The sequence below is a fragment of the Pseudomonas sp. M47T1 genome (genome assembly GCF_000263855.1).
Taxonomy (GTDB): domain Bacteria; phylum Pseudomonadota; class Gammaproteobacteria; order Pseudomonadales; family Pseudomonadaceae; genus Aquipseudomonas.
This window is the reverse complement of the sequence record NZ_AJWX01000040.1, coordinates 1-24,651: the sequence shown is the minus strand read 5'-3', so window position 1 is coordinate 24,651 and position 24,651 is coordinate 1. Positions and strand designations below refer to the sequence as shown.

Below are 24,651 nucleotides of genomic sequence, written 5' to 3'. Positions count from 1 at the left end.
AGTGGTACCATATTCAGCGGATAGTTCTCTGTGCACACCAGCTGATGGTAGGCCGTCCCGATACATTTTGGATCGAGCAAGAAGTGCTGAGGCTTGATGACATTCAGTGACTCAATCAGCACTAGCAAGTACACGCTATACCGTTGGGCACTGACCGACTAGGCTGAAGCGACTAGCCCGTTAAGCTCGGCTGACTCCTAGATGCGATGTGGGACAAGGAACCTTTTGTGAGACTTCACGACTTCATCCAGCGAAATATGGAGCAGATCCTCCAGGCCTGGGAGGATTTTGCCAGGTCTGTCGATACACCTTTGCCGACCATGGATGCCAAAGGCTTAAGAAACCATGCACGGGGCATTCTGCTGACGGTGGTCAAAGATATGCGCACCAGCCAGACTGATGCACAGCAGGTTGCGAAGTCCCAAGGGCAGGCACCCCGCACTGAGGCAGACACACCCGCCGAAACCCATGCCGTGACCCGTCTGATGGCCGGTTTCTCGCTGGATCAACTGATCTCCGAGTACCGCGCATTGAGATCAAGCGTCCTTCGCCTATGGCTTACTCATGAATCGCTCGATAACGATCACCACTTACAGGACATGATCCGTTTCAATGAAGCCATTGACCAAGCCATGTGTGAGTCAGTGGCGACCTATGGCCAAGCGGTAGAGGCAACCCGCAAAACCGTCTTGGGCGTGCTGGGCCATGATCTGCGCTCTCCGCTCGGAGCGGTCTTGATGGCAGGGGAGCTAATCCACAAGAGTGATCAGTTACCCGGGCGAGAGCGAAAGCTCGCCACGCAGATCTGTATAAGTGCAGAACGAGCCAACCGGATGGTCGAGGATCTTCTGGATCTCGCTCGCTGCAACCTTGGCACGGGAATCCCCGTGAATGTGGAGGCCAGCGATCTTCAAGCCGTATGTAAATCTGTCGTCGAAGAGCTGCGCACCGCTCACCCCGGCACCCAAGTTGCCTACGTTGAGAAAGAATCAGTCACCGGCTTGTTCGATCCTTCCCGCATCGCCCAGGTATTCTCAAACCTGATCAGCAACGCTATCCGTCATGGAAGCAGCAAACATCCTATCAAGGTCAGCCTCTCGACGCGTGACGGCTCGGTAATATTTGAAGTGCATAATCATGGGGAGGTCATACCCTCCCACGTTGTCCCATACCTTTTCAATCCTGAAGGCCGCTATTCAAGCTTTGCAGCAAATGAAAAAGGCCCATCGTCAGGCTTGGGCCTTGGATTGTTTATCGCGGCAGAGATAGTGAAAGGCCATGGTGGACAGATCGATGTCGCATCGGACGAAGCAAATGGCACGGTTTTCCGGGTGGCGCTGCCTACCGGCGATATCCACTAACGATCTCCATGAAGCTTGGGGCTTGCACTGCTTGTCTGTTATCCAGGTGGATCGACAGTCTGGGCCACGGATTCAAGGATTGGGCAGTCTCTGTGCATCTGCTGGCCCTGGTTCAACTCGGGCGCCGCCCCTAGTGGTGCCGTCTTCTCGACTGACCCGTTGATCATCGGTCAAACCTACTGAAGCGTCGCCTGCTGTGTATCCTGGCTTGTTTCTCTGATCTCTGTCGATTGGGAGTTGGGCGTCCTCGGTAATGCGTTTACTCATGTCATTCTCCTGCGGATCAGCATCCCGATCCTCATAGCTGGCACCATCAAGTTTTTTCACTCATGGCGAATTGACCCAATAATGGCTTTAGTCAGGCTCGATATCCTCCAACCAGAGGAAACGGCCCAGGAACGAAAATCAGAGGCGGCCTTTACCTTCGACTATCCGCGCCCTTGATGGGGGGATTCGATAAATCATTAGGCAGGAGAGTTCCGACGCCGAAGACATCGAGAGCCACACAGACCTGCAGCCCCCTACAAGCACGCTTCGAGTCGATCTCGAAACCAATCAGTGCCTTCCTGATCCAACCGGGAAGTTCTGCATCATCGCGTAGATCAATCGCTCTAGTTTCCATCATCCATTCCTCACCAAAATCCCGTACCCCAGCAGAGCGGGTACGGGATGTAGCTCAGGCGTCCTTACCTTGAACAAGGCCGGAGCCCAGGTCGGCACCTGTCACTAAATTAGTGGTTGGGTCAGAAGCGGTGCGTAGCTTCATGGCCTCAACCACCTCAAAGTCTGCCGGCGCCAAGGTCACTGACGCCAAGCCATCTCCACCATCGACGGCGGGTTCGGGATTCTCAACGTACTCCCACTCAGCACCTTCATTCCACGGGCCTCGCACGTTTGGCTCGCCAGACATGTTGAAGTATTTGTTGGTGAACTCAGGCATGCCTGGGAGTTTACCTTGCGGGAAATTCGGCTGGATTGCGTGCAACGCTTTTTCGAACGAAAGCTGATGCGCGATCTCACGGGTCATTAGGAACCCCAGCGCCTCTTTCACACCTGGGTCATCTGTAACGTTCATCAGGCGTTCGTAAACAATTTTTGCTCTGGCTTCCGCAGCAATGTTGGAACGAAAGTCGGCAGTAGGCTCCCCAATGGTGTCGATGTACGCAGCAGTCCATGGCACACCTGCGGAATTGACCAAAGGTGCCCCGGCTCCGTAGAGAAGGCTCGTGATGTGCGAATCGTTGCCGGCGCCGTTGATGGCCCGGTACAGCTCACCTTCTTCCTCGACACCTTCAGCCAACTGGCCTTTCGCACCTTTGTTAAGCATGACGATGATGGAGCCGACGATCTCAAGGTGACTGAGCTCCTCGGTTGCAATGTCCATCAAAAGATCTTTCCGTCCTGGATCATCCTCTGCCAATGCCTGGGTGAAGTAACGCCCAGCCGCAGCAAGCTCGCCTTGGGCGCCGCCGAATTGCTCTAACAGTAGATTGGCAAGGCCAGGATTTGGCGCGGCAACACGCACGGTATACTGGAGACGCTTATTGTGTAAAAACATTATTTATTTCCTCAGGCTCGTTCTTGTATGAGTATCGCGTCGGTCATAAGCGATGAGATCGGATATGACTGTTCCGCTGATATTCAGAGCCAGGCCCTGAAGAAATAAGTCGGTTAAATTTACAAATGCTGGATGGACGGCAATCCCCAAATGGTTCAAGTATATTTTGAAATTGTTCGTTCAAGCCCAAATATCCGTCACACCAGATTTATGGGCAATCATTACCCGGACAGGGACATCAACGGCCCCACATAGGGAATGAGCCACCTAACTTTTTGCAAGGCTGGCAACCGCTAAAATTTAGGATCGCACTGCCAAGCCAGTGACCGTAGGCATTCGTCATAGGACGACCTACGAATGCAACCGACAGCAGGATCCAGACTCCTAATTAACAAACCGTGATGTATTTCTAGCCACATCCAGAGAACGTGAAAGCCTCTATCACGCAGTTTTAGTGGAGTAGCTCGTACGGTGCAGGGGTAAAGCCCCGAAATCCCTTCGCAGCTCTCCCACCAGTTCCGAAGTAGCTCGGCCAGACCTCAAAGTAGCCACATCGATTCCGCCCACCACTAAGTTAGCACCGGTAGTAGGGTCGACGATTTCAATGGTCAGTTCGTTGGCTGAGGATGACGTACAACGGCATTCAAGGGGCAGAAAACCTGATTCGATAATGTGGCGTAACTCGAGCAGAGAAATGGACATGGCAACCTCCTTCTTATGTAAGCGGTCGACCCAAAGCGCTCGCCTTAATTCAACCTTTCAGCCAGCGGGATAATGCACGCGGCTCCATTCTCCCCTTTAGAGGCCTCATGACCTTAAAACCACGAGCGCTGCAGATGAACTCGCGCTAAATTCCAGCGCGCCGAAATCAGTGAGACTCTCGTAGTAGGAGCCGCCTCTGAGCCTTTTAGGGTTTGGTCTAACAGGCGTCTGATTTTCACTTGGCTTGCTCCTCGACCTGGGGCGTGCATGTCCATCGCTACGGCTGGTGATACGACTTCGCGACGATTGCGGAGCCAATGAATGACGGGTAGCTCTGACCCCGGAGACGTCGACTCGCAAATTGTCAAATTCCGTCCGGTGTTTCCTATCAGACCGTTCAATCTTCTTTGAATTTATCCTGCAAGGCGTGGCTCTCACCTACATACCAAGAAATTTGTGTAGGCCTATTATGACTTCTCTGCGAAGTATCGCTGACGGACTGACTGCCATGCCTGCGGGGTCGTCCGATCCTGCCTCCATTTACTACGCGCTCTTGCATGAGCCTCAAGGTGCGGATCCAGACCTGCTGCGTTCGTTCCTGCAGGAGCAGCTGAAGCTCGCGGGCGAGCTTCCTGATTCATTGCCTGACGACCTTGGCGGCCTGCCCCACTGGATTGAGACAAACGCCAGGCATGTGGCGGCCTCCTATCGGGACTATTTGCGAGCGCGACATGCAGGAGAAAGTAGGAAATTTTTCAGCAACAAGGCCCACGCACTTTACTTCCTCCAGCACGTGGCACCCACCAAGCTGGTCGACGGTGCATGGCTGTACAGCGCCGTGTCGCACGCTAACGACTGGCGCTATCGCGACCTCATTCGTACGTATCTGGAAGAGCTGGGGGACGGCGAACCTGCGCTGAATCACGTGGTGCTCTATCGCAAACTGCTGGCCGATCATGATTGTGCCCCCACTGAGATGCTCGCTCAGGAGCACTACGTACAAGGCGCGACTCAGCTCGCACTTGGACATCTGGGCGATGAGTATTTGCCTGAGCTGCTGGGCTACAACCTGGGCTACGAGCAGTTGCCACTGCACTTATTGATCACCGCATTCGAGCTTAATGAGCTTGGTATCGATCCCTACTATTTCACGCTGCACGTCACCATCGACAATGCCAGCACCGGCCATGCACACAAAGCCGTGAAGACCGTGCTGGATCTGATCCCCACTGACGAGTCCCGTCCGGACTTCATCGCGCGGATGCGCAATGGCTACCGGCTCAACGAATTAGGCAAAGGCACCAAGGCCGTTATTGCCGCTTTCGATCTTGAGCAGGAAGTGGTGGCCATGCTTGAGCGCAAGCGCTCGTTTGGCCAGCACATGCATTCCGATTACTGCCGTCTTGACGGGAAGACAGTCAATGAGTGGCTGGCTAAACCTGGACAATGCCGGGCATTTCTAGCAGCACTCGAAAGCAAAGGCTGGATCAAACGGAATCAAGACCCAGCCAACAGCCGCTTCTGGCAAATGATCGACGGGCCGGGTGCGGTTATGTTCGGGGTGTTCAGCGGCTATGAGATGCAGTTGCTGCGAGACTGGATCGCTGGGGATTGGCTGGACGCAGGGGCCGCAAAAGACGCCAGTCCTTTCCGGTCAGGGTTTCGCAACCGTCCAAGAGCTAACGCAATTGCGACGGCCCCGGCCTCACAGACCGTCATTTCACCGGCGCGGCTAATCGATCTTCTATCACCTGCCCACCACTGCACCCCCGAAGGTTTGAGTGCCACCCGAGTCTATGCTCGCCAACTTGCCGAAGGATCGTTAGCGCTATGAATCAGTCCACAGCTGCCACAACCTTAAATGCTGCCACCGCAATGGAAGATCAGACCCAGGACGTGGCGTTGCTACATCTAGGCCGACGACTACAGGCAGACGCTTATCAATTCACGACCGTGACACCCCTGACCCACCAACGGAATAATCAACGCGAGCACAATCGCCAGGCCCAAGACTTGCGGGATATTTTCGGCTGGAATCGGCCATTTGAAACACAGTTACTGCCGGATGCCGAACTCAAGGTACTGCTGAGCAGTGGTGTCGTTAGGGCTCATGCCGGGCTGTGGATCAGCGACGTCAGGTGGTCGAGTCTGCATGACCTTCTTTTTGTGCATTCGGGCTTCCCGACCGTAGCTCACGACTCGGTATTCTTTGGCCCCGATACTTATCGCTTTGCCCAAGCCATTGAAGAGCACTTGCGCACCTCTGTGCATCCTGTGCGTACTGCGGTGGACATCGGTTGTGGCAGCGGGGTTGGCGCAATCCTGATCGCCCGGGCCAGACGTGAGGCTCAGGTGCTGGCTCTGGATATCAATCCTACAGCGTTGAGATTCACGACCGTGAATGCGGCACTGGCGGAAACGGACAACGTGTCGGCGTGGCACAGCGATCTGCTAGACAGCGCTTCGGGCGAGTTCGATCTCGTCGTCGCCAACCCGCCGTACATGCAGGACACTCAGAAACGAGCTTATCGTCATGGTGGAGAGCGGCTGGGATCGGCCCTTTCCATCCGAATCGTCGAGCAGGCGATAAATCGCCTTACGCCTGGTGGCAGTCTTGTGCTGTACACGGGCGCACCATGGGTTGCTGGAGTTGATCTTTTTCTAGAGCACGCCCGGCCTATTGTAGATGTGCCTGGCTTTAGCTGGTCGTATCGCGAAATTGACCCTGACGTGTTCGGTGAAGAGCTAGAGGATGAAGCTTACGCACAGGCAGAACGCATCGCGGCAGTGGTTCTGACGGTGACCAAAGCACAATCGTAAGCCACATCGATGCGCTGGGCAGGGTGTTAGGGTGACGGCCCCCTACAGCGCATCAGGCTTTACCTGATACCGGTCAACTCGACTGAGGGTGCTCAGTCGACACCTCGTTGTTGGCATCTACATCGGACGTGTCCTCCTCCAGTGCAGCTTCGTCATCAGACTCCAAAGGGATCTCCCCCTCGCTGGACTCTAGATCGTCACTTCCGGGTGTAGGGTTTGGAATGACATCTGGCCTGCCGGGCTCTAGCGGTTCAATAGAGTCGACAGCGTTTTCGGTACCGCCTGGGATGCCTGTTGAATTGCTCATACACACCTCACATGGCCACGAAAGATTCGCGGCCTACTGATTTCGAATCATCTCCCGCCCAAGCGTTCGATTAGCTTCTCGAACGGTCGATCTTGGGTGATAAATCGCGAACTCCTTCCCCTGCAAGCCCTCACATGAATAGGTTCGGACTGTTCGAAGGTATGCGAAAGTGGAAGACCTGAAGATCGCCACATACAACGTCAATGGCATCGGCGCTCGGTTACCAAATCTGCTGCAGTGGCTTGAGCGCGAGCAGCCTGACATTGTCTGTCTTCAGGAGCTCAAGGCACCGGACAAGGCGTTCCCGGCTAGCGACCTTGAAGCAGCGGGCTATGGATCTGTGCACTTGGGCCAGACGTCGTGGAACGGCGTCGCCATCCTGGCCCGTGACTCCGAACCCTTGCTGATCAAGAAGGGCTTGCCAGGGGAAGAGGCGGATACCCAGGCGCGCTACATCGAGGCAGCAGCCCATGGCGTCATTGTCGCCTGTCTGTACCTGCCCAACGGCAACCCTCAGCCCGGCCCGAAATTCGATTACAAACTCCGTTGGTTCGAACACTTGATCGAGCACGCGAAATCGTTGCAGGCCAGTGAGCATCCAGTCGTGCTGGCCGGGGATTTCAATGTGGTGCCGACTGACGAAGACATCTACAACCCACGCTCGTGGCTCAAGGATGCCCTGCTTCAGCCCGAGAGTCGTGAATGCTACCGCCGGCTGTTGGCTCAAGGCTGGATCGACTCGGTTAGGCACCTGTATCCGGAAGAGCGCGTCTACACGTTTTGGGATTACTTTCGTCAGCACTGGCAGAAAAACTCTGGCCTGCGCATCGACCACCTCCTGCTGAACCCTGTACTGGCGCCACGTCTGCAAGATGCGGGTGTTGACGCCTGGGTGCGCGGCGAAGAGCATGCGAGCGATCACGCACCCACCTGGATTCGCATCGGGGATGCGCCACAGAAGCCGAAAAAGAAAACCCGGAAGAAAAGCCAACCCGCTGCCTCGCCGCCAGCTCACAGCGAAACTCATTCGAGCCTTGAAGAGTACAACCGCAAACGGGACTTCAACGCCACGTCCGAGCCAACGGGCGGCGGCGACCACAAACGTGGCTCAACGCGAAAGGCTTCCGATCAAGCGCTTCAGTTCTGCATTCAGAAGCACGATGCAACCCGGCTTCATTATGATTTTCGGCTGGAACTGAATGGCACGTTGAAGAGCTGGGCCGTACCCAAAGGCCCGTCCCTTGACCCCAAAGCCAAACGCTTGGCCGTGCATGTCGAAGATCACCCCATCGATTACGCGACGTTTGAAGGCAGCATTCCCGAAGGCCATTACGGCGCTGGCGATGTCATCGTGTGGGATCGGGGCATCTGGAAGCCATTGTCAGACCCCGCCGAGGCGTACGCCAAAGGACGACTGAAATTCGAGTTGCAGGGCGAGAAGCTTGGCGGTGTATGGAACCTGGTGAAGACCCATATCCCCGGCAAGCAGGAGCAATGGTTCCTTATCAAACATCAGGATGAGTTCGCAAAGCCTGGATCAGAATATGACATCATCAAGGATCAGCCTGACAGCGTGCTGAGCGAACGCACAATCGTGCCCAAAAAACGCGGCGGCAGATCTGCCGAACCTAAACCTGTTGAAAAAGTGCCGACACCTAAGAAAAAGCCGACTAAAGCCAAGCTTGAGGGAGCTCAGGCATCAGATCTTCCTGTCAGCATCAAACCGGAGCTGGCGACATTGCTCGAGTCGGCTCCCGATGGTGACTGGCGCTACGAGATCAAGTTCGACGGCTATCGCGTCATGGCGCGGGTGGACAATGGGAAGGTTCAACTGTTCACGCGCAATGGCCATGACTGGACGCACAAGCTTCCACGCCAAGCCGAAGCCATCGCCAGTCTCGGGCTGGCCTCAGCCTGGCTAGACGGCGAAATGGTGGTGGCAAACGAGGACGGTGTCCCTGACTTCCAGGCACTGCAGAACGCTTTCGAATCCGAGCGCAGCGGCAACATCGTCTACTACCTGTTCGACATGCCTTTCCTCAACGGCATGGATTTACGCGAGGTGCCTGTGGAGCAACGGCGCGCCGCCCTGGCCAAAGTGCTGGAAGCCAGTGAGGAGGAAATACTCAAGTTCTCCGAGGACTTTAGTGAAGCACCCGACGCCCTGCTCAACAGTGCCTGCGAGATGAAGATGGAAGGCCTGATCGGTAAGCGCGTGGGCAGCGCGTATGTATCACGGCGCGGTGGCGACTGGATCAAGCTTAAGTGCAAGCGCCGGCAGGAATTCGTGGTTGTCGGCTACACCGACCCAAAGGGCGCGCGAAGCAAACTTGGCGCTCTGATGCTCGGGCTGCATGACGCTGATAGCGGCCAGCTGCGATACGCGGGCAAGGTCGGCACAGGCTTCAACGAAGCGACTTTAGCCTCGATCTTCCATCAGCTTGTTCCGTTGGAAGTGAAGAAAGCACCGGTGGTCAATCCCCCTGCCGGCTTCGAAGCCAAGGGCGTGCACTGGCTCAAACCTCAGTTGCTGGCTGAAGTCGCATTTGCCGAAATTACCAAGGATGGCTCGGTCAGACACGCGGTATTTCACGGCTTGCGTACGGACAAGCCGGCCAAGTCGATCACTGAAGAACGTCCAGCTCCGCCATCGGACGTCGAGAAGCCAGCCGCGTCCCGAGCCAGACCACCCAAAACCACCAAAGCTGCCATTGCCGAACAAGCAGAATCGACCCCACCGGCGACATCGGGAAAGATTCGTCTGACCCACCCCGAGCGCATCATTGACCCCACTAGCGGATCGACCAAGCGTGAATTGGCGGATTACTACATCAGTATCAATGATTGGCTGATGCCGCAGCTGGCTCAGCGCCCCGTGGCGTTGGTCAGGGCACCTGACGGCATTACAGGCGACCTGTTCTTCCAAAAAAACGCTGACCGACTCGCGATTCCGGGCATTGAGACCATGGGGAAGGAGTACACCGGCCACCCGGTCATGCTGATCAACAATCCCGAAGCGCTCATCGGCGCCGTGCAGATGAGTGCGGTGGAGCTGCACACCTGGAATGCCGTTTCCAAAGATCTGGAGCGCCCTGATCGCTTCATCCTCGACCTTGACCCGGATCCGGCGCTGCCGTGGAAAAGTATGGTGGAGGCCACGCAATTGACCTTGGCCGTGCTCGATGAACTGGGACTCAAATCATTCCTCAAGACCAGTGGAGGGAAAGGTATTCACTTGGTCGTGCCTCTAACGCCCAAGGCCGACTGGGAGGCTGTGAAAGGCTTCAGTCATGCCATCGTCAAACACATCGCCAAGCTGCTGCCGGATCGTTTCTCTGCCGTCTCGGGGCCGAAAAACCGCGTGGGGCGCATCTTTATCGATTACCTGCGAAATGGCCTGGGCGCCACGACGATCAGCGCCTACTCAGTGCGTACCCGGGAGGGCCTTCCGGTCTCGGTACCCATCTTTCGCGAGGAGCTGCTTGAGATCAAAGGTGCCAACGTCTGGAACATTCACAACCTTCATGAACGCCTGGGACAGCTTGACAGCGATCCGTGGGCAGACCTGCCGACCACCCGGCAAACCATCACCGCCGACATGCGTCGGCGAGTAGGCATCAAATAGCGAATCACACGAGGAGAAAGACAATGGACAACTACCACATCACCAAAACCGAGAAAGGCTGGGTACTCACGAAGCAGGGCGCTGCCCGCGCATCTAAAACCGCTTCGACGAAAGCCGAGATCACCTCGCTCGCCAGCGAGTTTCTGGAGGGTAAAACCGCCTCTTTGAAAATTCATAAGGAGGACGGCACGATCCAGGAAGAGCGTACCTACCCAAGAGCTGCTGACCCTACGAAGACAAAAGGCTGACAACGCTGAAGACGTTTGCCTCAACATAGGGGAAGACATGGACTGGGTTCAATGGCCGGCGATGATGGCGATAGTTTCAGCCGCTTGGCTCGTCGGATCGAAGCGAGCCGAGCGTCGGACTACGGCGTTCGCCGTGTTCATTGGCAATCTGCTGTGGGTTGCCTGGGCACTCTATGTCGAAGCGTGAACGTCCTGATCCGAATCGCCAGGCGCATCATCGGGATCGTTGACCCCATCTGCGCCTAATTCCTTGTAGCGCTTCCTTAGCGCCGCTAGCTCTTTCTGATCCAGGCTATCCAAGCTAAGCACCGCATTCTGAGCATCCTTGGTCACTCGCAAAAGCTCATCAATCTTGATATGCAGCATATCTGTATCACGGTTCTGGGTGTTTTGGATTAGGAACACCATCAGGAAGGTGATGATGGTGGTGGAGGTGTTGATTACCAGTTGCCACGCGTCGTTGTAATGAAACCATGGCCCTGATGCGGCCCAGGCAATCACCAACGCGATTGCGGTCACAAACGTCCTTGGACTTCCCATCCAGCTCGATAACCGCTCGGAAAATTTCCAAAATTTCATGGCGGTGGCTCCCATGTCAGGTAAAAGATCTGACCTGTGGAGCCATTGAAAATTCTTGTTACAACTAGCTCAGGAGATCACCGGTCAGCAAATGCACGAGCGTCGAAGTACAGGCCGCGATCCCATCCCTTAGAACTATCTCAAAGCCATGGGTGTTTTCAGTCGGTATTGCTACACAGCCCACCTTACCCATTTCTCCGACACTCAAAATCGCACTGGCATCCGAAGCAAAGTCGATGAGCAATGCAACCTGAGCCTCGTATCCAGCATCACGCACCGCCGCAATCAGAGCATCTATGACCTGGCGGCTGTAATGGCCTTTCTCATCGCCGGCGACAATGATAGGGCTCGCAGAGAGCACCGTGCCGTACTCCTCGCCAATGGGCCCGACCTCCACGGCAATGGCTGTTCTGCAGGGCAGATGGCGTGCCGCAAACAGTGCCCCAGCGTTGGTTTCTTCTTCCATGGTGGTAAACGCAAGGTACACGTCGCGCTTAAGCTCTGACCGCTGGCTAAAAAGCTGTGCTGCTGCATTCAATACCGCCAAGACTGGAGCCCGGTCATCCAAAAAATGTGCCGCGACTGCATCTTGCAGAGGGAAAGGTTTGCGCCAGTGCCGACTCATCACGACCCGTGTGCCGGGTCTGATACCTGCTGTCTCAAGTTGCTCTCGACTAAGTCGGGTGACGACATGGACGTCTTCCCAGTGGACATTACCCGTCTGGACATCTCTGCCTTGTTTAGAACTTGCTGTAAGGTGCATGCTGCCGAAGGACAGAACTCCGGGACACTTCTCGTTATTGCCCAGGATATCGACTGGGCACATGCCAAAATTGACAGGGTTTGCCCCCCCTAGCGCCACCACCTTCAAGGTTCCATCGTCACTGATCCGCTTAACCGTCATGGCGATCTCATCCAGATGCGCCATCACCAAAACCCCATTAGCATCGTCGCCTCCTGCTGCACTCGCTCGAATCAATCCAATCAGATTGCCGGCATCATCAACCCACATTTCGTCGCAGTGCTGTTGGAGCTCTTGCTGACAAACCTCTCGGACTTCGATCTCCTCTCCACCTGGCCCACGAGCCACCAGCAACTGTTCCAAAAGTGTTTCTTCAGCCATCGATAGCTCTCCTGATCTTCAAGCCGTTTCACCTGTGAGCATGCGTTGATGGAACTGCGGCAAGTGCTGCAGTGCGTATAACGCCGCATCGTGCTGCATGGTCTCGCGCCTGCCGAAGAAGCGGTGCTTGCGGGTAAATACGCTATATCGACCCCCATTCACGAACCCCCAAGCGAAACAAACAGTGCCTGCCGGAATGCCATCAACGTCTTCGTTGCCGCACAAACCGGTAGTAGAGATGGCGACTGTTGCAGGGCTATCCCGAAGTGCGCCTATCGCCATCTCCCGAGCCACCTCCACGCTGGTTAGGTTGAAATTGGCGATGGTTTTGGCACTAACTCCAAGGAGACGCTGCTTTGCTTCGGGCGAATAGACAACGTACCCGCATTCGACCAGCGACCCGCTCCCCGGAATTTCAGCGAGCAATGCAACAATCCGACCTGCGGTGCAAGACTCTGCCGTGGCCAATATCAACGAATGCTTTTTTAGATATTCCACTGTGCCTTCAACGATCATCACATACCTCAACGCTTGACCATTGCTTCACATATGACCGGTCGAGACAGCAATCCTCTCGGATTTCATAACCCTGTTCCTTCAAAAGGCGCTATACCTGCCACTGATCCTCTAAATCCCAAAAAACCTGAACGAACCCCGCATCCGCCCCTCCGCTGTTTACTACCCATAAAACTGCGGAGCTAGACCATGAGAGCACTTACCTACCACGGCGCCCATGACGTCAAGGTGGACACCGTTCCTGACCCGATCATTGAGGCGCCGGATGACATCATCCTGAGGGTCACCGCGACGGCAATCTGCGGTTCAGACTTGCACCTGTATCGCGGCAAAATCCCTACCGTCGAGCACGGCGATATTTTCGGCCATGAGTTCATGGGCGTCGTCGAAGAAGCGGGCTCGGAGGTGACCGCCGTCCAGCCAGGAGACCGCGTTGTAATACCTTTCGTCATTGCCTGCGGAGACTGCTTTTTCTGCCAACAAGACTTGTTCGCGGCCTGCGAAACAACCAATACCGGTCGTGGCGCTATCATCAACAAAAAAGCTATTCCACCGGGTGCGGCGCTGTTCGGCTTCAGCCATCTTTATGGTGGCATTCCGGGTGGCCAGGCTGAGTATGTGCGCGTCCCGAAAGCCAATACCGGGCCGTTCAAGGTTCCGGGCACATTGGCCGATGAGAAGGTACTGTTCCTCTCGGACATCCTGCCCACCGCGTATCAGGCGGTAACCAACACCGGCATCGGCCAAGGCTCCAGCATCGCCATTTATGGCGCTGGCCCGGTCGGCCTCCTTTGCGCAGCGGTTGCCCGCATGCTGGGGGCCGAACGCATCTTCATGGTCGACCACCACCCCTACCGGCTCGCTTACGCGCAGCAAACCTATAACGTGATCCCCATCAATTTCGACGAAGACGACGACCCAGCTGACACGATCATCCGGCAAACCCCAGGTATGCGCGGCGTCGATGGCGTGGTAGACGCAGTCGGCTTTGAAGCCAAGGGGAGCACTACTGAAACCGTACTGGCCACCCTGAAACTTGAAGGCAGCAGCGGTAAGGCGCTGCGTCAATGCATCGCGGCAGTAAGGCGCGGGGGCACGGTCAGTGTGCCGGGCGTCTACTCCGGCTTCATCCACGGCTTTCTCTTTGGCGATGCGTTCGATAAGGGGCTGACATTCAAGATGGGCCAGACCCATGTGCAGCGCTTTCTGCCTGAGCTACTTGAACACATAGAACTGGGGCACATCTCCCCTGACGCGATAATCACCCACAGGATGTCCCTCGAGCAGGCGGCTGAAGGCTACAAGATTTTCGACAAGAAACAGGAAGACTGCCGCAAGGTCATTCTCACGCCTGGCAGGAACGACGTTGCTCTACCGGAAACGGACGCCCCAACCGTGATAACCGCTGTTTAGCTAGGCTACGGAGGTGTGAAATGGATCTGACATATGTCTGGATTGTGCTCGCGGTGGTTGTCCTGCTGGTCGACCTGTTGGCCATTGCGAGCATTTGGCGTACGACAAAATCACCAGGTACCAAAGTCGGATGGGTCGTGCTTATCTTGGCGTTGCCCGTGATCGGGCTAGCCATTTGGGGAGTCGCTGGGCCACGTGGCATCGCGGAACCACCCACATCCAAAGAGCACAGCAAAGGTTGATCAGGGAAACCGCTTGTACGCTTCTGCGGGGCTGCAGGCGATTCTCAACATGGTTTTACGACTGCACCCAGCCGAAATGAACACCTGCGCCTACTGACCTGGGTCGTCAACCGGCTCATTCTGGGCGTTCGTTTCCAAGTCTCTCGATATTCGGGCCAGGATCGCACGCAGTGGTGCGACCGAAATGTTCCTGAGCGTCTATGAGGGTGGCGGACGGATGCTGGCCGAGGAAAGCTATGCAGACCTACCTGGTGCTTCTGTCGGCAAAGCACTTGCCATGGGGGCTCAACGTGCACGTGAGATCGCCGTGAACTCAGCGCTACAAACCCGCATTAGCAACTTGGATAAAGGCGCCACATGACAGCAATCGAAATGCTTGAAAACAGCTGATGGGTACGGGTGAGTTGCGCTCTTGACACTGAGGAGCGGGCCGAAACGCCCTCCATGCAAGAGGCATCGTTCGATTTTCAGCGAATAACGCTGGTTGCCGGGTTGGTTTTCGACTTGCCGCTGACGCGCGGCAAGTTGATCGGAGCATCCCTAAGCTGGATAGATCGCTGACCAGCCTGGCATCAGCGCTGGAAGCGCTGAAGTCAAAGCCAGCTAAGTCACGGTGCATGGGGAGTTTTGCCATGTTCATCTGATGATTCACCGAGCGCACCGCGCGATCCGCATGTTCCTGCTGAATCAGATGTTCCAGTAGCCATTTCGATGAAGCGGTCGACGCTGTTCCTTGAGAGACCAGTTCTTCCCAGGCACTGGCCATGCCGTGCAGGCGAAGTTCTTTTAGTTCTGCCATTAAGTCACGCATTGCGATTCTCCTCATCAGTCGTACGGAGCCGGTCGTAGCGCGCCGTATTGGCAATAGGAGCCACCTTGAGTTGCAGGCTGGTTTCTATACAAGGCGGTGGTGCCGTGGAGGTCAGGCGGGCAAGGACATTAAGGATGTGATCGGCGCTCAGACTTCCCGACTCAAGTACCAGAAAACGAAGTTAAGCGCGAGCTTGAGGCCCCCGCCGGCGGATGGATACCAGAATCGTAACGCTGCCCAATCCCCATAGAGGTCACGCTGTGCCGAAGCATCTATGGCCAACTCGTGCCCACGCCAACCACGAGGGGCGGCAATCGGCCAACAGCAGCCCTTCAACCCAAGCACCACGTCTCAGCCACATGCCGCAGTTGCCGAAGGCACGCGCTGCCCAGCGGTACCGCAGCGCCTGTGACGCCGCCTGGCGGCCGCTGCTACAGTGCCGAGGCTAACCGTCTGCTTCGGATCGAAAACGCTCGATCGCCACCGGTATTTTTCACCCCTTCGCGTCCAGGGCAGGTAAGTAGAACGAAGGCGGCCGGCCCAATACTCGGCGGAACATGGTGGCAAACGCCGCTGGGCTGTCATATCCCATCTCCAGGGCAACAGCCGTCACGCTGAGGCCTTCCGCAAGCCGTGCCAGGGCCAAAATCGCGCAGGCACGTTGACGCCACTGCCCAAAGCTCAAGCCAGTTTGCTCTCGAAAAAGGCGATTGAACGTCCGCAAACTGATGAACAGTGAGTCAGCCCACCCCTGCGCCGCGGTGTTGATATCCGGTGCCAGCAGGAAAGTCTTGCAGATGGCCAGTAACCGGTCGTGCGCTGGCATGGGGATCTGGAGTGCAAGCCGGTTCGCGCGCTGTATTTCATGCAGTAGAAGCTTGACCAGGGCGCCATCCCTGCCCTCTTGCTCATACTCCAGGGGCATGTCCACCGCCTCTTGGAGCAGTGTGCGCAGTAGCGGGCTGACGTCGATCACCCGGCACCGCGCCTCCATGCTCAGCGATTCGGCAGGTTCAATGTACAAACTATGGGTCGTTACGCCGAGAAACAAGACTTCGTGGGGCACCTGCCGAGGTATCCATACCGACCGTTGTGGAGGGACGACCCAGGTTCCCAGGCTCGTCGTCACCTGCATCACACCCTTTGAACCGTAAAGCAATTGCGAGCGCCGGTGAGTGTGCATCGGCAAGCGGTGGCCGTACTCATACTCTGTGCAGATTGCAACGACAGGGCGTGGGGTGGAGTCCAGAACAGCAATGGAAGCATTGCGCATCATCATGATCCAGGAAGCTTGGCCGGAACGAAAACACGGTAGGCTCGTTCGCAAAAGCCCACCGCGGCCCGCGCCCTTAAGATGCCCGCTCAACGAACATTGAGCAATGGACAATACTGGATGAGCCTATTGATATTGGCAGTGCTGGGTTGCATGACCGGCGTCACCACTGTGCTGTTTGGCTTCGGTGGTGGTTTTGTCGCGGTACCGCTGGTTTATCACCTGCTGATTGCCAGCCATGCCCCAGGTGAGGTTGGTTATGACGCCGCCATGCAAATCGCCGTCGGCACCTCGACGGCCGTCATGGTGATCAACGCGTCGATGGCGACGTTTAAACAGCACCGCGCAGGCAGACTTGTTGGCGGTTTTATCTGGCCGCTGGTGGGCTATATCGCAGTCGGCGCGGTGGGCGGCGCCATGCTGGGTAGTGCAATGACCAGTGACGCTGTGCGCGCCGGTTTCATCGCTTACCTGGGGCTTACCATCGCCGACTGCATGATCCGCAAGGGGTTTCTCCGAACCTCGGACGCCAGCCCCCGAAGGCTAGGTGCCGCGCCCTTCAAAGGCGTTGCCATTGGCGTCGTGGCTGCCCTGCTGGGCGTGGGTGGCAGTGTGATGACGGTTCCGTTGCTGCGCAGGTCGGGGCTGAGCATGGCCCAGGCCTTAGCATTGGCAAACCCTCTGAGCCTGCCGGTGGCGTTGGCAGGATCGCTGATGTACGGGGCCATGGGGCCGCTCCAGACGCCGGGGTTACACAGCGGTTTGCTGGGCTACATCTACCTTCCGGCGTTCGTGTTGTTGAGCATCGGTTCGGTGATAGGGGTGCGGGTGGCATTACCGCTGGCGGGCAAGATTCCTGACAGGTTGCATGCACGCATCTACATCGGGTTGCTCGCCCTGGCGGGTCTGGGCCTGGCGTTCAAGTGACCAGCAGATCAGGGGCAACAGTGGTCAGACTTTCGGCCAGCGGCTGTCTTGACACCGCGTTGCCTGCATCGCGACTAAAGTCGGCTCCTGAGCCATCCGTGGTAGGAGCCGGCCTTGGCCGCGATGCAGACGACGCGATCAATGGGGTGGGCCCGCGACTTTGGGGGGGGCAGACGCAATTCAACGACCTAGCCCCCACTCCCCTCCACGACTGTCGGCGTCACAGCCGGCCCTGCCAGCAAACCACCATCAATATTGAATTCACTTCCCGTAATGTAAGTCGCATCATCGCCCGCGAGCATCAGGGCCACGGCACCCACTTCTTCAGGCATCCCGAATCGTCTGAGCGGAGTATCCCGCACCAACGCGGCCATCCGCTCCTGGCGACCTGCATCGCTGCCCAGCATGGGCTCCCGCATGGGCGTGAGGATGGCCGCCGGATGGATCGAGTTGCATCGAGCGTTGAGGCCCTGCTTGGCACAATAAAGCGCCACCGTTTTAGTGTGATTGCGAACCGCCGCTTTGGACGATGCATACGCGGCGGCGCCTGGAATACCGACCAGGCCTGCGCGCGAGGAAATGTTGACGATGGAACCTGCGCCGGCTTGGCGCATGGCGCGGATAGCGTATTTGCGCCCCAGGCATACGCCGTCGAGATTGGTTTGATGCACGCTGCGCCAGTCCTCCATTCTCCTTATCCAACGCGGCGCGCACGCCGATACCGTCAGCAACACCGGTATTAACCGTTAACCGCGCTTCCTTAATTCCGTGAGTAGTAATGCCCCTGCCCCAACCATAATCGCAATATCGGCCAGGTTGAATACCCCGGTGTGCAGGGACCCAAGATTCAGGATCAGGTAATCAACCACATGACCGTCACGAAACACACGATCAATGAGGTTCGACGCACCACCCAGCGCGATGAAATAAACGGCGAGCACGCGGCGGGGCGATGCACTCCAGCGGCTCAGTGACCACCAGAACGCCCAGCACACCACCACAGCTACCCCTACGATAAAAATCAGCTGTTTGACCGCGGGAGCCAAGCCGGCGCCCACACTCAGGAACGCTCCGCCATTCAGGCTCAAGGCGACATCGAGCCAGGTCAGGCTGCCGCCGAACCTGAAGCTTTCCGACTGCAACCTCCACAACGCCTGCACCTTGATCCATTGATCAGAGAGGATGAACACCATGCCGATCATCACTGCAAAGATCCGGCTTTTCCAAACGTCTCCCATGAGATATCCCTTGCTCGACTGCTGATGAGCCCCACGACGTGGCTACCGCCTCGCGGAGGCGACGGGGGGTGTGCCGCAAAAGGGTACAACAGGACAAAGGCATCTGTTCACCTTTACGTTCCTGGTCTGCACCGCTGCGTCTGACGGCGCCTCTGCCGCTTTCGCCCCAACGCATTGAGTCAAGAATGTAACCATTGCCTTGATGCAACGGCCACAGAGCGCAGGCATAATGCCATCGCTTGCGTCCCTTCCCCTGGAAAGGCTCCTTACCCTCGATTCGTGTACCTGCTTCGATCCGACACCCATCACTCGATGTGCGCCTGGCAGCCACCTTTAAATGGAATTTACCGTGAGTTCTTCGTTGCTTGCGAACAAAGGAATTACCCTTCGATGCGTCATCGGCTTGGTCATGCTGCTGCAGGCTACCCTCGCCCACGCCTTGTCCACGGCCTGTTCGACGCTGAACGCAAACAGTGGTACCACCTCCTACTCAGGACGGTTCGCCAGTACTGCTTTTGCCAGCGGCGAAAGCGTCACTTTTTCGTATACCGACAATGGCCAAGGTGCAGGCGGTAGCGCGATAACGTCGGAGCTGGTGAACCTGCGGTCACAAAACATCACCACGGTCTATTCCGATTACCGCAGCTACACCGGCAGCGCGGGGTCCTACTCAGCGACCGTATCGTCCAGCCAGTTGGCAGCGGGCGGCCTTTACGCGCAGATTTCCACCGGCACGTACATCGGTGCTGTCAGCATCATTTGCTCTGGCGCCGTTGTGGCCGACGCTTCCCTGACCGGTCTGACCTTGTCCGCCGGCACGCCGTCGCCGACCTTCACGGCGGCCACTACCACCTACACCGCGGCCGTGGGCAACGGCACCAGCTCAGTCGTTGTGCGACCGACCGCCACCGCCAGCGACAGCACCATCACGGTCAACGGCGCGTCGGTTGCTTCGGGGGCCGACTCTTCGGCGATCAGCCTGGCGGTGGGGGCGAACACTATCACCGTCGCAGTCACCGCCGCCGATGGCCAGACGAGCAAAACCTATTCCATCACCGTCACCCGCGCCGAGGCCGCCCCGGTGGGCGCCGATGCCACAGCGACCGTCGCCGCCAACTCGTCGAACAATCCCATTACCCTGGCAATCACCGGCACCCCCACCTCGGTGGCCGTCGCCTCCGCGGCCAGCCATGGCACGGCCACAGCGTCGGGCACCAGCATCAGCTACACGCCGGTGGCCGGATACTCGGGCAGTGATTCGTTTACCTACACCGCCACCAACGCCTCCGGCACCTCCACGGCGGCCACGGTGTCGTTGACCGTGTCGCGGCCCACGCTGACGGTAACGCCGGCATCCGGTACCTTGCCCGCCGGGCAAGTGGGCGTCAGCTACAGCCAGACGTTCAGCAGTGCCGGCGGGACTTCGCCCTACAGCTATACCGCCACCGGCTTGCCTGCCGGGCTCACCCTCACGGCCGCCACAGGGGTGGTCAGCGGCACGCCGACGGCCGCCGGCACTTACACGGTGGCGCTTGTGGCCACCGACGCTAACGCGGCCACAGGCACAGCCAACTACACCCTGACGATCGCGCAGCAAGCGCCCGTGGCGGGCGCGGTATCGGTGACAGTGGCCGCCAACAGCAGCAACAACAGCGTGCCGCTCAACCTTTCCGGTGGGGCGGCAACCAGCGCCACGATTGCCAGCGCTGCGGCCCACGGCACGGCGACGGCAACCGGCCTGGCCATCACCTACACCCCCACGACGGGCTTTACCGGCACAGACAGCTTTACCTACACCGTCACCAACGCCAGCGGCACCTCCACGCCTGCAACCGTGACGGTCACCGTCGCTGCCACGCCGCTGACCCTGAGCCCGGGCGCAGGGGCGCTGGCGGCTGCCCGGGTCGGCAGCGCCTACAGCCAATTGATCACCGCGACAGGGGGCACCGCGCCCTACCACTACACGGCGACGAGCCTGCCGACGGGCCTTGGCCTGGATGCCTCAACGGGGCTGATCAGCGGCACACCGTCCACGGTGGGGCAATACAGCTTCTCCATCACCGCGACCGACAGCCTCAGCAACAGCGGTTCGGCGGCCTACACCCTGTCCATTGCCGAGCCCGTGCCAGTGGCGTCGGCCGTGTCCGCCACCGTCAGCGCCAACAGCACCAACAACCTCATCACCCTGGCCCTGTCAGGCGGCACCGCCACCTCCATTACGGTGGCCTCGGCCCCCACCCATGGCACGGCCGTGGCCAGCGGCACCAGCCTGCGCTACACCCCCACCGCCGGGTACTCGGGCAGCGACAGCTTCACCTACAGCGCCAGCAACGCCTCGGGTACGTCCTCTGCCGCCACCGTCACGGTCACCGTAGCCGCCGCCACGCTGAGCCTTGCCCCTGCCGCCGGTGCACTGACTGCCGCCACGGTGGGCAGCGCCTATCACCAGGTGTTCAGCGCCAGCGGTGGTGTCAGCCCCTACCGTTTCAGCGCCTCGGGCCTGCCCGCTGGCCTGAGCCTGGACAGCGGCTCCGGCAGCCTTGCGGGCACTCCAACCACCGCCGGTAGCACCGCGATTGTCGTCACCGCCACCGATGCCAATTCCGCGCAGGCAACCGCCAGTTACTCGCTCACCATCAACGGCACCACGCCCAAGGCCGCCGACACGTCGGTCACTGTCGCGGCGGGCCAGAGCGTCAGCGTCGACCTGAGCAGCGGCGCCACAGGCGGCCCCTTTACCTCGGCGGTGCTGCTTGAACAGCCGGCACAGACCATGGGCACCGCCCGCCTCACCCAGACATTGCTCAGCTTCACGGCGGCGGCAAAAGCCAGCGGCACCGTGACGTTGCGGTTTACCTTGGCCAACCAGTGGGGCACTTCGCAGCCCGCCACCCTGACGCTGCAAATCACCGGCCGTACCGACCCCAGCCAGAATGCGGAGGTGGTCGGCATGCTCAATGCCCAGGCGCAAAGCGCGTCGCAGTTCGCCAAGGCCCAAGTCAGCAACTTCAACGACCGCCTCGAGCAACTGCACAGCCTGGACGGCCACCGCAACGCCTTCAATCTGCACTTCAACGTGGCCCAGTCCAAAAGCACTCAAGCCCAGGACGACAACAACCGCGACGCCCTGAATTCACTGGCCACGCTGCAACCACCCGCCAATGACCCACCTGCCCTGCTGGGCGCCGCCGACAGCAAAGCCCCCCAGCCCCTGCCCAACGGCGACGTGTCGGTGTGGACAGGCGGCTATGTGGATTTCGGCGACACCCGACAAAACGGCAGCAAAGTCAGCAACACCACCATCGGCGTCAGCAGCGGCGTTGACGTTCGCCTGTCCAGGGCGGTGACCGTGGGCATGGGCATCGGTTATGGCAGCGACAAAAGCGATATAGGCTCCTCGGGCAGCACCAGCCGTGGCGAGTCCTACAGCGCGGCGGTGTATGGCAGTTACCACCCCACGGCGGTTTTCGTCGACGCGCTGCTGGGCTACAGCCGCCTTTCATTCGACAGTGACCGCTACGTGAGCGAAGCGGCCCGCTACGCAAAGGGCACGCGCGATGGCGACCAGCTGTTTGCCTCCCTCAGCTCAGGCTACGACATGAAGGGCGGTCACTGGCTGGTTTCACCTTATGGCCGGCTGGACGCTTCCACCACCTGGCTGCGCGGGTTCGACGAGTCCGATGCCGGGGCCTACAACCTGGCCTACGCCCAGCAGCGCCTGTCGTTGCTGTCGAGCGTGGCGGGCGTGCGCGGGCAATACGGCATACCGCTGGGCTGGGCTTACCTGAGCCTGCGCTCGCGTCTTGAATACAGCCATACCTTCAATGCCGCCAGCACTGCCCGACTGGGGTACGTGGACGTGGGCGATTCAACTTACTCAGTCACCACTGAAGGGTTTGGCGACAACACGCTGTCGGCAATGCTGGGCGTGGATTTTCTCTGGGCATCGGGGCTCAGTACCGGGATTGGCTACCAGGGTACCCGGGCGATCGGTGAGGCGTCGCAGTCCAATGGGTTGTCGGTGCGGGTGGCGTATCGGTTCTGATGGGGTCGGTGGTAACAGGATGGCCTTCCTTAACCATTCACTCAAACGCAACGACTTTTTTCTCAATGGCTACGGCAGCGATACACGCGCAACATTCCAGCGTGCCCTGCGCTCGCGCCTCCTGCCGGCCCCATGGATACCCCACCTTGAAAAAAGCTGAAACGGCTGAGGTACCCAATGTGAAGCATATCGACTGGTATTTGCAGATCAACCTGAAGGCGCGCCACTTGCGCCTGCTCATGGCGATCGACACGTACCGCAATCTGACTCAAGTGGCGGCCAGATCAACCGATTCAATCTGCGAGCTGACCTTGTTGATAAACTCCGGGCGGTGCGCGCCCCACGTGGATTCCACGGGCGTCTCATAAAACGCGACGTATTTGCCATCGGGCGACCAGGTCGGCGAACTTTCGTCGAAGCCTGGCTTGCTGGCGATCTTCTTCCAGCCCGAGCCATCGGGATGAATGATGTAGATGCTGCTTTCCTGGGTGCGCTCCCAGACCGAGGCACGAAAGGGAAAAGATGTTCCAGAAAAGGGCCATGTTCTGCGAAGGCGTATCACGATAGCCTCGGACACACCGATCAGTAACCGCAACGCAATCAGGCTTTCCAGTGAATGGACCACGCCCAACAATAGGGTGAAAACACACCCCATCGGCACCTGGAACAGGCCGTATGACCAGAAGAAGGCCGAGTTGCGCCAGCCTGGTCAATTGAAAATATTGGATGAAGGAAGGATCCGCCAGCGCAGAAGAAATGCTGGTGCGGTCGACGTAGGAAATAAGGACGCCCAGCGCAAGCAGTGCGAGCACGGCCCAGCGGGATCTACTTGTCAGGATTTGCATTATTTTTATTAACCTGTGAGCGACTGTGTCCACCCCCGGTGCGCTATGGCACATCAACCGGAGGCGCTTTCACCCGGCTTGTTCAAGCGCAGGGTATAACGGCAACGCCGTCCTGCCGAAGATCCATTCGCGGCGGCATGGTTTGCATTATTTCCCCGAACCGATGTGCATGGCCCTACACAAAAGTCACTTTCACCGGTACTTTTTCATTGGCTGCGGCGAGTCAAGCGAATAAGGTCACACCACGCAGGACGCCGCATACACATGGTCCAGGGTCAAACTGGATCAAGGGGATCTTTTATGACCAGGCGGGCAACGACGCCACCTAAGGTCTGGTACCTGCGCAGCAATCCGCGCGCCTCATTCCATCAGGGCAGTTTCAAGCGGCCCTGGCGGGATTCAGAAGGCTTACCGAGCATGTGTGGGTATGCGGGGCCGCTATAGCGGCTGTGATGCCCTTTCGCAACAGCCCGCAGCCTGGCGGCAGCGACTACAGGACGCGTGGGCTCTGCCGCTGACAATCTTCTGGCCCCAGCAGCACACCACGACTGGAACGCACCTCGATGCCCGTCACCGGCTCGCCGTGCACCTTGTCCAGCAGCACCGAGTGCACCTCGCCCGGGGCAAACAGGTGCCGCTCGCCCCACTGCCGCAACGCCACCACCACCGGGAACACCGCCCGCCCCCGCTCCGTCAGCAGGTATTCCTTGAACGCACTGCCGTCCGAGGCGGGCTGGACCTCAAACACGCCCAGTTCAACCAACAGTTTCAGGCGTGCCGAGAGGATGTTCTTGGCCAGGCCAAGGCTTTTGTGAAAGTCGCCAAAGCGGCGAACGCCGTCGAAGGCGTCACGGATGATCAGCAGGCTCCAGCGCTCGCCAATCGCTTCCATCGCCCTGGCTACCGGGCACTCGCTGGTTTCAAGGGAGGGTTGCTTGGCCACTCTGGCCTCCTGATGAGCAATTGCGTTGGCAGCAGGGAGTATAAGCCGAATGCAGAATCAGGTTGCAAAAGAAAA

18 protein-coding genes and 3 pseudogenes are annotated in these 24,651 nt (G+C 58.3%); 9 read left to right on the top strand and 12 right to left on the bottom strand.

Annotated features, from left to right (window positions below):
- Positions 1–227: 227 nt before the first annotated feature.
- Positions 228–1,361: a sensor histidine kinase gene (locus tag PMM47T1_RS27270; protein WP_008375308.1), complete on the top strand. Its 1,134-nt coding sequence runs from the start codon at positions 228–230 to the stop codon at positions 1,359–1,361.
- Between the two features lie 676 nt (positions 1,362–2,037).
- Here the strand turns inward: PMM47T1_RS27270 and PMM47T1_RS27260 are convergent.
- Together PMM47T1_RS27260 and PMM47T1_RS29375 are read right to left on the bottom strand one after the other, a co-directional pair.
- Positions 2,038–2,919 (bottom strand): manganese catalase family protein, encoded by an 882-nt coding sequence (locus PMM47T1_RS27260; protein ID WP_008375307.1) that lies wholly within the window; start codon positions 2,917–2,919, stop codon positions 2,038–2,040.
- A 441-nt stretch (positions 2,920–3,360) separates the two neighbouring features.
- The gene (locus tag PMM47T1_RS29375) at positions 3,361–3,621 is read right to left on the bottom strand and encodes a DUF1652 domain-containing protein (protein WP_008375305.1); all 261 of its coding nucleotides are present in this window, start codon (positions 3,619–3,621) and stop codon (positions 3,361–3,363) included.
- Positions 3,622–4,090: 469 nt separating this feature from the next.
- Here PMM47T1_RS29375 and PMM47T1_RS27255 point away from each other — a divergent pair, with 469 nt between their 5' ends.
- From PMM47T1_RS27255 to PMM47T1_RS27240, 4 genes are all read left to right on the top strand, one after another.
- Positions 4,091–5,455 (top strand): iron-containing redox enzyme family protein, encoded by a 1,365-nt coding sequence (locus PMM47T1_RS27255; protein ID WP_008375303.1) that lies wholly within the window; start codon positions 4,091–4,093, stop codon positions 5,453–5,455.
- 41 nt (positions 5,456–5,496) lie between these two features.
- Positions 5,497–6,441 (top strand): methyltransferase, encoded by a 945-nt coding sequence (locus PMM47T1_RS27250; protein ID WP_043301610.1) that lies wholly within the window; start codon positions 5,497–5,499, stop codon positions 6,439–6,441.
- A gap of 476 nt (positions 6,442–6,917) precedes the next feature.
- Positions 6,918–10,373, top strand: a complete 3,456-nt coding sequence (gene ligD / locus PMM47T1_RS27245) for a DNA ligase D (protein ID WP_008375300.1) — start codon at positions 6,918–6,920, stop codon at positions 10,371–10,373.
- A gap of 23 nt (positions 10,374–10,396) precedes the next feature.
- Positions 10,397–10,621: a DUF2188 domain-containing protein gene (locus PMM47T1_RS27240; protein ID WP_008375297.1), complete on the top strand. Its 225-nt coding sequence runs from the start codon at positions 10,397–10,399 to the stop codon at positions 10,619–10,621.
- A 171-nt stretch (positions 10,622–10,792) separates the two neighbouring features.
- On the opposite strand, the gene PMM47T1_RS27235 is transcribed toward PMM47T1_RS27240, so the two are convergent.
- The 3 genes from PMM47T1_RS27235 to PMM47T1_RS27225 all read right to left on the bottom strand — a co-directional run bounded on the left by PMM47T1_RS27235 (position 10,793) and on the right by PMM47T1_RS27225 (position 12,839).
- Entirely contained in the window at positions 10,793–11,200 is a 408-nt protein-coding gene (locus PMM47T1_RS27235) for a low affinity iron permease family protein (protein WP_008375295.1), read from the bottom strand.
- Positions 11,201–11,264: 64 nt separating this feature from the next.
- Positions 11,265–12,323, bottom strand: a complete 1,059-nt coding sequence (locus PMM47T1_RS27230) for a M20/M25/M40 family metallo-hydrolase (protein ID WP_008375293.1) — start codon at positions 12,321–12,323, stop codon at positions 11,265–11,267.
- A gap of 18 nt (positions 12,324–12,341) precedes the next feature.
- Complete coding sequence (locus PMM47T1_RS27225; protein ID WP_008375291.1) at positions 12,342–12,839, bottom strand: CinA family protein; 498 nt, start codon at positions 12,837–12,839, stop codon at positions 12,342–12,344.
- Positions 12,840–13,028: 189 nt separating this feature from the next.
- Between PMM47T1_RS27225 and PMM47T1_RS27220 the strand changes: the two genes are divergently transcribed.
- Both PMM47T1_RS27220 and PMM47T1_RS27215 read left to right on the top strand, forming a co-directional pair.
- Positions 13,029–14,252, top strand: coding sequence for a zinc-dependent alcohol dehydrogenase (locus PMM47T1_RS27220; RefSeq protein ID WP_008375289.1), 1,224 nt, complete (start codon positions 13,029–13,031; stop codon positions 14,250–14,252).
- A 20-nt stretch (positions 14,253–14,272) separates the two neighbouring features.
- Positions 14,273–14,494, top strand: coding sequence for a PLD nuclease N-terminal domain-containing protein (locus tag PMM47T1_RS27215; protein ID WP_008375286.1), 222 nt, complete (start codon positions 14,273–14,275; stop codon positions 14,492–14,494).
- Between the two features lie 541 nt (positions 14,495–15,035).
- Here the strand turns inward: PMM47T1_RS27215 and istB are convergent.
- The 3 genes and pseudogenes from istB to PMM47T1_RS27210 form a co-directional block, all read right to left on the bottom strand.
- Positions 15,036–15,305 (bottom strand): annotated as a pseudogene (gene istB, locus PMM47T1_RS29370) (IS21-like element ISPsy20 family helper ATPase IstB); the annotation flags it as partial.
- Positions 15,298–15,477, bottom strand: a pseudogene (locus PMM47T1_RS29365) (IS21 family transposase); the annotation flags it as partial. The pseudogenes istB and PMM47T1_RS29365, both read right to left, overlap by 8 nt.
- 321 nt (positions 15,478–15,798) lie before the next feature.
- Positions 15,799–16,578, bottom strand: coding sequence for an AraC family transcriptional regulator (locus PMM47T1_RS27210; protein ID WP_043301604.1), 780 nt, complete (start codon positions 16,576–16,578; stop codon positions 15,799–15,801).
- Between the two features lie 120 nt (positions 16,579–16,698).
- On the opposite strand from PMM47T1_RS27210, the gene PMM47T1_RS27205 reads away from it, so the two are divergent.
- Positions 16,699–17,505 carry a sulfite exporter TauE/SafE family protein gene (locus PMM47T1_RS27205; RefSeq protein WP_008375279.1) on the top strand — a complete coding sequence of 269 codons (807 nt, stop codon included), beginning with the start codon at positions 16,699–16,701 and terminating at the stop codon, positions 17,503–17,505.
- A 188-nt stretch (positions 17,506–17,693) separates the two neighbouring features.
- Here PMM47T1_RS27205 and PMM47T1_RS27200 read toward each other — a convergent pair.
- Positions 17,694–18,194: pseudogene (locus PMM47T1_RS27200) on the bottom strand (SDR family oxidoreductase); the annotation flags it as partial.
- A 57-nt stretch (positions 18,195–18,251) separates the two neighbouring features.
- Positions 18,252–18,743, bottom strand: coding sequence for a signal peptidase II (locus tag PMM47T1_RS27195; protein WP_008375276.1), 492 nt, complete (start codon positions 18,741–18,743; stop codon positions 18,252–18,254).
- A gap of 595 nt (positions 18,744–19,338) precedes the next feature.
- On the opposite strand from PMM47T1_RS27195, the gene PMM47T1_RS27190 reads away from it, so the two are divergent.
- The gene (locus tag PMM47T1_RS27190; protein WP_177323410.1) at positions 19,339–22,788 is read left to right on the top strand and encodes an autotransporter domain-containing protein; all 3,450 of its coding nucleotides are present in this window, start codon (positions 19,339–19,341) and stop codon (positions 22,786–22,788) included.
- 268 nt (positions 22,789–23,056) lie between these two features.
- Here PMM47T1_RS27190 and PMM47T1_RS27180 read toward each other — a convergent pair whose 3' ends face one another.
- Together PMM47T1_RS27180 and PMM47T1_RS27175 are read right to left on the bottom strand one after the other, a co-directional pair.
- On the bottom strand, positions 23,057–23,413 hold the full coding sequence (locus PMM47T1_RS27180; protein WP_202947843.1) for a TolB family protein: 357 nt from the start codon (positions 23,411–23,413) through the stop codon (positions 23,057–23,059).
- A gap of 710 nt (positions 23,414–24,123) precedes the next feature.
- On the bottom strand, positions 24,124–24,525 hold the full coding sequence (locus PMM47T1_RS27175; protein ID WP_008375270.1) for a winged helix-turn-helix transcriptional regulator: 402 nt from the start codon (positions 24,523–24,525) through the stop codon (positions 24,124–24,126).
- Positions 24,526–24,651: the final 126 nt, after the last annotated feature.